We start from the raw sequence: 11,428 nt of genomic DNA, 5'->3' as shown, positions 1-11,428 counted from the left end.
CTTTGAGGGACGGCTCCTTTGCTCTCTCTATCAATAGTGAGAGTATTGCTATCGCGTATGCCCTGTTTGTCCAGGGTTGTGCAGCGTAACACCGTCAGGAACAGGCAGTTAAAAGCCTCGACTGGGGAGAATTGACCGGGAAGCGAGACTCAAGCTCCTGACTTTAGGTATGGGGAAATTCGATAGCGGTTTCAACCGTCTTGAAGATTTCTTTAGGTATTTTTTACAGAGTTAATCAAAAGTTGATGTTATCATCAAAAATATCGAGTAAGAATAACCACCTGCGTGTTGAAACATCCTGAGTTGGGAGCAATCCCTGCAACGGGCATATTCGGCCCATATCCGAAACAGCTCTCATTGCGAATAATGGCAGGATGTTGAGCCTACCGTACCTGTTGGCTAGTGATGGCAGGACGAAATAAAAAAAAACAAAAGTATACGGAATGTTTGAAGAAATTCAAACTGAGTTAGTAGCGGTGGCTTGATAACGCCGAAGACAAGCCCGACTTTGGACTATTCAAGAATCCCCGTCTATGACTCGGGTTCGGGAGTATCAAAAGTTTGATTAAATGGATATGTTAACGATTATTTTTGCAAAAACGCTTTTTTTATCCGATCGCTCGTGCCATCTCAAAAAGCTCCCAAAATTGACTTAAACGATGAGTACCCGTGCCCTTGCCGGCGCCGCGGCCGTCTCGTACCCATAACGCTGACAGAAGCCTTTGGCTGCAACCGCTGTCAGCAAATATTTGTATTGGAGGAAAACGGACACGTCATCGAGCAACTATCAACGAACTATCCTTACAAGCAGGCTTGGCGGTGGACGGGGCACCAGTGGCACAGGGCACATCCGGGTTTGAAGGCGCACTACTTGCCGCTGGCCCTGGGGATGATTTTGGTGCCGCTATTGATTTGGTTGCCCCTGGCGCTGCACTCTCCGGGCCCGAATATTATTCTGTGGGCAATGGTCGCTGTGCTGTTAGCAATGCTGCCGGCGCTAATGGTATGGCTGGCTTACAGGCGTTAGTTAAATGATAATAGAGGATTTTAGTCATTCATCAGAGGGGGCCAATGTCGCCCGCCGCGCTTATCAGGCTTCTTTGGAATTGGCGGCAACCAAAAGTACGGATCGCGCTGCCGCTTTGCAGGCAATGGCGATCGCACTCAAACGCCGACAAAATGACATTTTAGAAGCCAATACTCTGGATTTAGAAGCGAGTCGCGACATGGCGATTCCCGACTTGATTGTGGACTGGCTGAAGCTGACGCCGGAACGGATCAAGACAACTGTCCAAATTTTGCAACGCTTGGGGGAAATGCCAGATCCAATTGGCAGGGTGATCAATGCTTCTTATCAAGTCGATCGCTGTCAGGTGTACTGTCAATCGTTGCCGCTGGGGGCGATCGCGCTCATTTACGAGGCGTTTCCCGAGTTGGGGGCGATCGCGGCCGGTTTGTGTCTCAAAAGCGCTAACAGCTTGATTCTCAAAGGTGGCAGCGAAAGCTGGCAAACTAATGCTGTAATTGGAGAAGCTTTGGTTTCGGCGATCGATGAGGTCGGTTTGCCGTCAGGATGTTTGCAGGTATTGCCACCGGATCGGGGCGCTTCGATCCGCGATTTGGTCACTCAAGACCAATATCTCAATTTAATTATTCCCTACGGCAGGCCGAGTTTGGTACAGCAAGTGGTGAGGCTTTGTACAGCACCGGTGTTGCGATCGGCAATGGGCAATTGTTACCTTTATTGGTCGCCGACTGGTAGCTTGGAGATGGCAAGGTGGATGATTTTGGACAGCCATCAAAGTGTGCCCGATCCGGTAAACGCGATCGAGAAAGTATTGATCGATCGCAACCAAAAGCATTCTTCCTTAGTCAGGCTGTGGAACAGTTTAAAAGAAAAAGGCTTTCAAATTACCGCAGATGCGGATCTTGTCGCAGATTTCCCAGACTTGAAGCTGGCGGAACCCTACGAGTGGACTCAACCGTATTTAAACAAAACCATCGCGTTTAAAGTTGTTGATAGTTTGGAAATTGCGATCGGCTGGATTAACCGCTACAGCAGCGGCCACGCTGACGCCATCGCCACTGAATCTTATTTAGAAAGCCGCCAATTTGCTCTGGATGTGAACAGCGCCTCAACTTTTATTAATGCCTCCCCTCGGTTTTGGCGCTATCAAAATCGGGGAGATGCAATTTTTCTGGGAATGTCCAACCAAAAAGGCTATCGTCGGGGATTGATAGGGCTAGATACGCTGACAACAATTAAAGAAATTGTTCAAGGTAACGGAGAATTTTAACTGAGTTATCTTTGGCAGTTTTCCTGTTGAATTTATACCAATTATAGCCGTTATCAAAAAGATGAGGTATGAATGATATAGCCTTTATCAAAAAGGTGAGGTATGACTGACAGGTTATATAACCACTGAAATTAAGAGGGCCTTCTTCCCAACAACATCCGCGAATCTTTCGCTTGATCCGCTATAGCTTACATAACCGCTTAAACGTATAGGGCCTTCTTCCCAACAACGTACCCATCTTTCGCTTGATCCGCTATATACAAAATATTGCTACTACCGAAATTAGAGCATCTCATCTTTATGCCAATGGCACAGTATGGTTTCGAGCCGGAGTTATGCAAATGACAGATAATTTATCGACAATCAATAATAATTGATATCAATATTTTTTTAAATAGGTATTAATTTAAGTATATATAGCCCAATACGGTTTACTTAAGATTGTCCGAAGATAGGAACGTTAGCTTTTGCGATCTTTTATGAAAGCAATCTCCGTATCTATTTTTCAGAGGATTTTACCCCAGGGCGCTATATCAGTAAACCGTATTGGTATATAGCCTTTCTCATAAATATGAGGTACTCATGGGCATTGGCCGAAGCGAAGCGGAGATATTGGGCAGTTTTTTACACCAAATATGATTTTAAAATTGTCTATATCGCACATATAAACATCATCACAAAATGATTTAATGAAACCAATTTATCGGCAAATATGATATACTAATAAATGTCAAAAAAACAATCTGACTAACATTTTGGTGTGATTAGCAAACAATGAATTCAGAAAAAATGCTCATTTCTTTAGACGAGACTGTCGATCGCGAAACGCTAATTCACCAATCGGCTTATGTTAAAAAATTGCGTCCGCTGCTGCCACCAAATGCTTTTGAACCAGATCCTAGCAAATTAACAATCCTGTTAATCAATCTGGGAATTTTATTGCTGGGATGGGGAATTGCTGACTACCTCGATCGCTGGCCTGTCTACCTTTTAGGGCTTTACTTGCCTTTGGCTGCGATTATGGGCAATAGTATCATAGTTTTGCTATTTAGCTCCCACGATCTGATGCACGGCAGCGTTCAGAAAAAATCCCGGCTGACTTATTCGATCGCCTTTTTAGGCCTAAGTATGCTATTGATGCCACCTACTCAGTGGAAATCGCTGCACAACCTCGTACACCATAGTACCACCAATTCCTTAGCAGACCCCGATCGCAATTACCTGTTCCAGCAACCGGATACTTGGGGAAAATGGATTCAAAATCTATTTGTACCGTCGGTGGAAGTCAGTCCCCTGTGGTTCATTGTAGGCATGGCTGGATCGTGGTTGGTGCACAATTTCCGCAACGTGTCATCGGTATTGTTATTCAACGATAAATCTGTGGATTACGTGCCCGCTGCGTTTACCGTTAGTCCGAAAGATCGATTGACGATCGCCTTGGAATCTCTCGGAATCTTGGGAATCCATCTAGGGATCTTGTTTTACCTAGACTTTAACCCGATTAAAGTTGCTCTTGCCTACATTTTGCCGATCGCACTGGGTCACGCAGGCACAATGTTTTACATCTATACCAACCACATGGGTTGCCGGATGACCAACATTAATGACCCGCTGATCAATACTACTTCCCTGCGGGTTCCTAAAATATTTGACCTGCTGCACTTAAATTTCTCTTACCATACAGAACACCACATTTTCCCTAGCATTAACTCCAACTATTACCCGATGGTGCAAGAGTTGTTAAACGTTCACTATCCCAATCGAATGAATTTAATCGATGCTGGGGAAGCTTGGCGGTTGCTGATGGAAACGCCCCGGCATTATAAAGATGAAGTCACCTTCACTGATTCGTTGGGAAAAATGTCGGTAAATAGCAGTATTATCGAAGAATATAAGCGCTAATTTAACGATGTCAAAAATCCGTAGGTATGCAGTGCACACCTACGGATTTTAGATAGTTATATGATGTCGGAAAATTGAGCTTATAGTGAAAAATTACTGAATTTTAGCAGCGGTTTTTCACGCGAATTAGGTATTAGATACTGATGCTATTGATCACTAAAGAAGGTTTGAGAGCAATATATGGCACTAATCGCTTTTTATTGTTCAGATCTATCTTCTGTTCTGCCACATTCAAATCTTGCTGGAACTGTCTGACTAACTGTTGGATCGGAGTACCTTCAAAAACTTCGTCGAAGGTGGCACGATAGAGTTCTCGGAAAGATTTATCATAATAACCCAAACGATCGTATTTATAAGCTGACAGAGTAAACAAAATTTGCAGTTGTTCGGCAGTTTTTTTGTAGGGCGGAAGCAACTGTAAAATTTTCATTTCCGTAATTACTTCGGGAGTCTCTGACTTGTTAATCGCCGGAATATCGCGGTAGGCAGCCAAAGGCATATTGGCAGCAAAACTCATGTATTGATGCTGGGTATAATTCACAGCAGAATGCTGCGGCCCGCAGGTAAAAATCACTGTTGTGACAATATCAATCAATTGTTCAACATCCTCAATGCGCTGTGGCATTCCTTTGACTTTACCCCCTTTCTCCGATGATAATTCTTGGGCCCAGCGTTGCAGTTCGGTATCATCGGTAAGTTTCTGCTTTGTCGGGTAAAAGTATTTGAGATAGCCGGAGACAAAGGTTTTAATCGCGTTCCACAGCAGCAATCCATCATCTCGGTAAGGGTAGTGAGGTAGTTGAGTTGTGTTGTCCATTCCGCGATTTTTGAGTTCGGTTGGGAAGGCAAATTGATCCAGACTCCAGTTAGTGCAGGCTTCTCTACCTATCTCTATTGTCTCTGGCAAGGTTCCTGCCAGCAACTCATCGACGGGACCTCCAGGGGCGATCAACTGGTTGCGTGCGAGATTGTTGTTGGTCAACATGAAGCGAAAGTGGGGTTTGAGCAATAAGCTGAGGGGATGATTTTCAGCTAACTGTCGCGCTGTGACGATCGCAATTGGTTCCATAACTAGATGGGTTCGACCTAAATGCGAACTCATTTCGTGGTGATTGGCATCTGCTACTTGCACGCAGAGTTTGGCAAATAACCAATTGAGTGGCGGATCAGACGGCGTGTAGACACGGCTGCCCGGTTTGGGGTCTAGTTGGATCGCAATGGGTACCAGTTCACCGCGATCGCGCACTCCAGTCCACCGCCAAGCGAAGAAAGCACGAGGTTTCGGCAAGTATTTCCTGCCCTTTTCGTAGGTGCCTCCCTGAATTCGAGAAGGTGCGCGATAGTTTGGATCTGTACCTGTGTAGTCGGCAATGTAAATACTTTTTTCCCGTAACAGTTTGGGGAGTTCCAATAATGGCTGCTTGCTGTCCAGTTTTGTGATGATTTCTGCCCGAGGATCGGTGGCACTTAAGAGACGAAGTACCATCGGATTTGCCCCAGACAACCGCTGTTCGGCAAAAGAGCGATCGGTTTGGTAAGCCTTGGCAACTTGAGGCAACCGCAGTACGGGAAAGAAGTCTTCATAATCTTGGAGTTCGTCGAGAGGATCTAGAAAAGATCTCGCCCGGACTGCCAACATATTTACAGCAAGTTCAGAGGTTGCTATTATGCGTTCTCCAATATAATCGCTTGAAAAATTCTCATTCGCTGGCACGGTTTTCAATAATGCCAAAGGTGATAAACTGTTATAGTCAAACTGGTAAGCTTGTTGCTCGCGACTTAAGAAATCGCTGCGCTTTTGTTTATTCGCATCGTCTTGGGGAAGGGAAGGTTTCATGATTTTCACCATTTATCAAATTTTACCCTTGTTTTTTAGTAACATATAGGTAAAAATTACCATAAAACGAGGATGGGATGAACTAAGTTTTGTGACGGTCTAAGAGACCTTGATACAATCATAGTTCGCAGATAGGTAATGGCGATCCGGACAGTTTCGACTTATGTTGCTGGTACCAGTCGCCGATTTCCAAGCACGGGGATTTTTGGGATGCTCAGTCAAGCTTCATCCCGCACTCAAATCCATAGCTCGAAGGGAAATTTCTCCTAATTTAGAGAATTTCTGCAACAGTAGCTGAGGAATTAATTGATGGCGGAGGTTGCCGAATTACCGATCGATTACCTTAACAAAAATGGTTGGTAGTGCGGACTTCAGTCCGCATTTTAAGAGCGGACTGAAGTCCGCACTACGAACCTTGTTTATTGCGCTACCGGACATGATGTTAATCAGCAATCGCGCATTGTCAAATTTTACAATTTATTCTTCGTTTTCACCCGCATATACAGCTCTTCCATCGCCTCAATAAATGAACCATCTTTATGCCAAAACGGCGGAAAATCTCCCTGCTTTTTCACCACGATCGCACTTACGCCACTTTGCACCCCCACATCAATCGTCTGCGGCAACCGCTTCGCACCGTGCCAAAACTCTCTCAGGCTGACAGTTTGCGCTTCATTGGCGATCGCCTGCGTGTAATAGGAATCCACCGCCACAGGGGCCGCTGCATCCGCCGTCAACTCGGCAGAAAGCGCCAAGCCCAAAGGCGTTTTTGCCAATTCGCGGTGCAGCACTTCCTTAGAAAGCCCCCGTAATTCAAACAGCAAAAATGGATCTTTGTCCAATTCGGCCGCCACCAGATAATAGACTCCGGCAATATGTTTGCAGGGATTGCTATAGTCTGGGCAAGAGCAAGTGGTTTTAAAGTCCTCACGGCTGCTGGGTAACAGGTGCAATCCGAGGGGTGAGAAAGCCTTTTCAATGTTGTCGGGCATTTCGTTGAGCAGCAAGCGGGAAATGAAGCTGGCTTTTGATGCCATTTGGGCGATCGCCAATTTCCACTTTTCCTGACTAATCGGCTCAAACTCAATTTTAGTTTTGTACAGCGGCTCCTTATAAACCCCAAAATAAGGATTAACCGAACCCCTGACTTCTGCCATCACTAAGCCATCATTCATTTTAAAGCTCTTTACCTTACCATTTCGTGCATAGGAACGTCCCCGCCCGAGACGCCCAGAATCGGTAAATCTTTCCAACGCGCTGATAAATTCATTACCCCACCAAGTCCGAGTAAATTGTGACATATTTTTGATTTTATCCTAATCTAAAACTGCATTTTTATTGAGCCTAATTAACTTTTTAAATGCCTCATTATCCAACTCAGTCAGCCACGATTCATCAGCACCAATAATTGAACCTGCCAATTTCTTTTTGTCCTCAATCATTTGGTCAATCTTTTCTTCCAAAGTGCCAATTGCCACAAACTTATGCACAAACACATTTTTTTCCTGTCCAATCCGAAACGCCCGATCCGTCGCCTGATCTTCCACCGCCGGATTCCACCAGCGATCGAAATGAAATACATGATTGGCTTTTGTCAGGGTAATTCCCACACCGCCGGCCTTCAGTGATAGAATAAATACCGAAGGTTCTGATTCTGGATCTTGAAACTCTGAAATCATCCGTTCCCGTTTTTCGCGACTCGTTCCGCCGTGGATGTAATAAGTGTTATAATGTAGCGTGTGTTTGATGTATTTTTCTAACGCGCTTCCCAATTCGGTAAACTGCGTAAACACCAATAAACTTTCGCCTTCGGCTTTGACTTCCTCAATCATCTCGATCAGCCGTTCCAGTTTGTGCGATCGCTCTGGTGTAAACTCACTTTCATCCTGCAAAAACTGGCGGGGATGATTGCAAATTTGCTTCAACTTCAGCAGCGTCGCCAAAATCATCCCCTTGCGCTTCATTCCTTCAGCCGCGTCAATTTCTTGCTCTACCTCTTTCACAATGGCTTCATAAAGCGAAGCTTGCTCGCGGGTGAGATTGCAGTAGAGTTTTTGCTCAACTTTGTCGGGGAGATCCTGAATAATTGACTTATCGGTTTTCAGACGGCGCAGAATAAAAGGTTCTACTAATTTTTTGAGCGCGGCTGATTGCGTGCGACTCCCATGTTTTTGAATCGGTAATTCAAACATTTTCCGAAACTGCGCCTCTTTCCCCAAATATCCGGGATTGAGGAAATTAAAAATTGACCATAAATCTAACAAGCGATTTTCTACAGGTGTTCCAGTCAATGCTAGTCGATGGGTAGCGGGTAACTTTAAAATCGCCTTGGTTTGCGCCGCTTTCGGATTTTTAATATTCTGCGCTTCATCAATTACCAGCCGATGCCACGCTACGCTGCTCAACAGCTTCTCATCTTTGCGCGCCAAGGTAAAGGAAGTAATCAACATATCGCAATCTTGGACGGCGGCTTTAAATGCTTTGGCATCTTGCAAACGTTGAGGGCCGTGGTGAATCAGCGATCGCAATTCTGGAGCAAACTTTTCCATTTCCTTCTGCCAGTTGCCGACTACGGAAGTGGGCGCAATTAGCAGCGTGGGTAAAACCGACGACGGTGCGATCGCTTTTTCCGTCTCTTTGCTAGTGGATAAAACTTCTCTTTCTTGCAATAATCGAGCAATTACCTGCGCCGATTTACCCAAACCCATATCGTCGGCAAGACAGCCATTTAATCCCAAACTTTCCAAATAACTCAACCAAGAAACACCGCGTTTTTGATAATCCCGGAGTTTGCCTTGAAACCTTACTGGATCTGCAATTAACTCTAACCTACTCTTATCGTGCAGCTTCTCCAACATATCCGATAAAGCCCGATCGCGCTCCACCTCCAAATCTTCACTAGCTTCTCCTTCTGCCGTCAACTTCATAAAGTCAATCAAGCTGACATCGGGATTCTCTTCGCGATGTTTTTGCCAAAAATTCAGCATCTCCTGCATTTTATCTTTGTCCAGTTCCATCCATTGTCCTCGGAACTGTACCAACGGCGTTTTACTATTAACTAACGCCTGCCATTCTTGTTCGCTAACCCGTTCGCCTCCGATCGCCAATTCATACTGATATTCCACCAAGGAATCTGCCGAAAACAATCCCTTGCCCTTGATTGCAGCGCTTTTGCTGCCCTTCCCTTTGACTTGCAGGCGAATCTTTGCCCGCTGTCGTCCCTTCGGCGTCCACCAAGCGGGGACAATGACTTTATATCCGGCATCTTCTAATACCCAAGCGGACTCGCTGAGGAAGGTAAAAGCATCGTCTACGTTGAGGGAAATGTGAGCGGGTTTGTCGGTTTCTAGCCCCTGCCAAAGTTGGGGATAAATGCGCGCAGCGTAGCCGAGATTTGTTAGCAAATGTTGCTCAAAGTTGTCGCCGAATTGTGTTTGCAACTGTTTTTGTTGAGTCGATCGCGATCGCCAATAATCCTGCAACGGCACCCGCAGAGATGGGTCTTGTTTTGCCGCCACCTGAAACTCTAAAACCCAAGGCTGTTCGGGGTTTTCGGGGGATTGTAGTTGAAAGCAGAGGGAGAATGAGTCAGCAGATTGATTGCGCGTAATGCGATCGCGCCAGGTTTGCCATTGCCGGTATTGTTCAAGGCTGACTCGCGCGATTTTTCGTGTTTGGTTGAGGCAGATTTGCAGTAAAGAATCGGCAATTTTATTCTCAAACGATGCTGGGATGGGGGTTTGAGTGACAATTTCGGCGATCGCACATTCTGAAAAATTACGCAGCAACATTTCGCGATCGTAGAACTTTGGTGTATCTTGTAGCTGGATCTTCCGAAAACCGGACGCGCAAACTAAAGGCATCCATTCAACATAGCGTTGTAACTCTGTTTCGTACTGCGCTGAAACAATTTCCCATCCCGGATAAATCTCAAAGCTGGGTGCAATTTTGGCAGGTGTTTTTGGAGTTTTTGGAGTTTTTGCGGTTGTTTTTGTTTCACCCGCTTTCTTGCGCCCGCGCGTGGCTTTCTCAGCGGGTTCCGATGTTTCGATGGGTGCGATCGCGATCGGAGCAGTTTCTCGATAGCGCAACGCCGGAATATAATGATCTTTCAGAACAATTTGCTTAAAAAATTGGGTGTAGTGATACCAAAACAGCAAATCTGAACCGAACTGAACTTCTGCTAAATCATAGAGGGCAAAAAAATGCAGATCGTTCAATACTTTAGTCAAAGTGTGGGTGGCGATTGGCACACAATCGACTTCCCAATATTCCAACTCAAATGTTTCGGGTAATTCTGTCTCTAAATATCGCGCTAACTCTAAAGATGGTAACGGCTGGTTATTGGCAGTGGGGAGTAAAAAGTACCGAGGGGCGATCGCATATTCTAGTCCCATCCCACTTGTATTGCTGACTGGTGGCAGTTGAATCCCGGCTTCTTTCGTTAAAAACTCTGTTAACTCTGCCGTCTCCAATTGTCGGGGATGAACCTTAGCAGGCTGTTTTTTTATTTCAGTGGTTTCAACCCAAATATAAAACGTTCCAGCTTGAACAAAACTCTCTTCTGTTTGAGGAATCCAAGTGCCGTGGAGGATTTTCATAGGTTATACCAAACGCAACCTTTGGCAGCCTATCATATCATGAATTAGAAAATATAGGACTTTAACCTGCGGAGGCACGTGAGTGCTTGTATAGACGCGGTTTCAACCGCCGAGGCTTCTTTAACCTGCGGAGGCACGTGAGTGCTTGTATAGACGCGGTTTCAACCGCCGAGTCTTCTTACAAATCTAGAAAACAAGTCTAGACATTTGCTTCTTACTTCATCGGGAGCATGGGAGCGGTTATCCCTCGGTAAGCTTTCACGATGAAAGCCAAGCGCGATAAATTAATTGCTGCATTCAAATCCCTGTCCATCGAATGACCACAACTTTCACAGTCGTAGGTTCTTTCTTTTAGGGGCATATCTTGAATATGTCCGCAGTTTGAACAGGTCTTGCTCGAAGGAAACCAGCGGTCAGCAATGATTATTTCACAGCCAAACTTTTTAGCTTTATACTCTAGTTGGCGCTTGAATTCATAAAATCCGCAATCAGCTATAACTTGCGCTAGCTTGTGATTGGCTAGCATCCCCGAAACCTTCAAATTTTCTACTACTATCGTTGCGTGGTTTTTGCCTAAGTAAGTAGTAATTTGATGGAGAGTATTTTTTCTGAGATTCGCTACCTTAGCATGATGTTTTGCTAACCTTTGTTTCGCCTTAAATCTATTGCTAGAGCCTTTCGTCTTTCTCGAGAATTCCTTTGACAGTCTACGCAACTTACTGAGATGCGTTTTGTAATGCTTTGGGTTAGGGAAAACAACTCCCGTCGAAAGGGTTGCCAACTCTTTAACT

7 protein-coding genes are annotated in these 11,428 nt (G+C 45.2%); 3 read left to right on the top strand and 4 right to left on the bottom strand.

Features of this window, described 5'->3' with window-relative positions; translation table 11 throughout:
- Positions 1 to 622: 622 nt before the first annotated feature.
- From JGK16_RS30710 to JGK16_RS30700, 3 genes are all read left to right on the top strand, one after another.
- Positions 623 to 1,027 carry a hypothetical protein gene (locus JGK16_RS30710; protein WP_293186361.1) on the top strand — a complete coding sequence of 135 codons (405 nt, stop codon included), beginning with the start codon at positions 623 to 625 and terminating at the stop codon, positions 1,025 to 1,027.
- Positions 1,028 to 1,031: 4 nt separating this feature from the next.
- Entirely contained in the window at positions 1,032 to 2,297 is a 1,266-nt protein-coding gene (locus tag JGK16_RS30705) for a glutamate-5-semialdehyde dehydrogenase (RefSeq protein ID WP_293186363.1), read from the top strand.
- 774 nt (positions 2,298 to 3,071) lie between these two features.
- Entirely contained in the window at positions 3,072 to 4,199 is a 1,128-nt protein-coding gene (locus JGK16_RS30700) for a fatty acid desaturase (RefSeq protein ID WP_293186365.1), read from the top strand.
- Between the two features lie 133 nt (positions 4,200 to 4,332).
- On the opposite strand, the gene JGK16_RS30695 is transcribed toward JGK16_RS30700, so the two are convergent.
- The 4 genes from JGK16_RS30695 to JGK16_RS30680 form a co-directional block, all read right to left on the bottom strand.
- A complete protein-coding gene (locus JGK16_RS30695) occupies positions 4,333 to 6,036 on the bottom strand; it encodes a lipoxygenase family protein (RefSeq protein ID WP_293198374.1) in 1,704 nt (567 codons plus the stop codon).
- Between the two features lie 470 nt (positions 6,037 to 6,506).
- Positions 6,507 to 7,337 (bottom strand): SWIM zinc finger family protein, encoded by an 831-nt coding sequence (locus JGK16_RS30690; protein ID WP_293193640.1) that lies wholly within the window; start codon positions 7,335 to 7,337, stop codon positions 6,507 to 6,509.
- Between the two features lie 15 nt (positions 7,338 to 7,352).
- Positions 7,353 to 10,637 carry a DEAD/DEAH box helicase gene (locus JGK16_RS30685; RefSeq protein WP_293193638.1) on the bottom strand — a complete coding sequence of 1,095 codons (3,285 nt, stop codon included), beginning with the start codon at positions 10,635 to 10,637 and terminating at the stop codon, positions 7,353 to 7,355.
- 214 nt (positions 10,638 to 10,851) lie between these two features.
- On the bottom strand, positions 10,852 to 11,428 hold a 577-nt coding region (locus JGK16_RS30680; protein ID WP_293203573.1), incomplete at its 5' end, for an RNA-guided endonuclease TnpB family protein.

Origin of the sequence: Microcoleus sp. PH2017_09_SFU_O_A (assembly GCF_020738625.1) — a bacterium.
Taxonomy (GTDB): Bacteria; Cyanobacteriota; Cyanobacteriia; order Cyanobacteriales; family Microcoleaceae; genus Microcoleus.
The sequence above is the reverse complement of the archived record's forward strand: the minus strand, read 5'-3'. Positions and strand labels throughout refer to the sequence as shown.

Bases quoted from the DNA above. Each gene is read 5' to 3' on its own strand.
- JGK16_RS30705 (WP_293186363.1), top strand. From the start codon at position 1,032: ATGATAATAGAGGATTTTAGTCATTCATCAGAGGGGGCCAATGTCGCC.
- JGK16_RS30700 (WP_293186365.1), top strand. From the start codon at position 3,072: ATGAATTCAGAAAAAATGCTCATTTCTTTAGACGAGACTGTCGATCGC.
- JGK16_RS30695 (WP_293198374.1), bottom strand. From the start codon at position 6,036: ATGAAACCTTCCCTTCCCCAAGACGATGCGAATAAACAAAAGCGCAGC.
- JGK16_RS30690 (WP_293193640.1), bottom strand. From the start codon at position 7,337: ATGTCACAATTTACTCGGACTTGGTGGGGTAATGAATTTATCAGCGCG.
- JGK16_RS30685 (WP_293193638.1), bottom strand. From the start codon at position 10,637: ATGAAAATCCTCCACGGCACTTGGATTCCTCAAACAGAAGAGAGTTTT.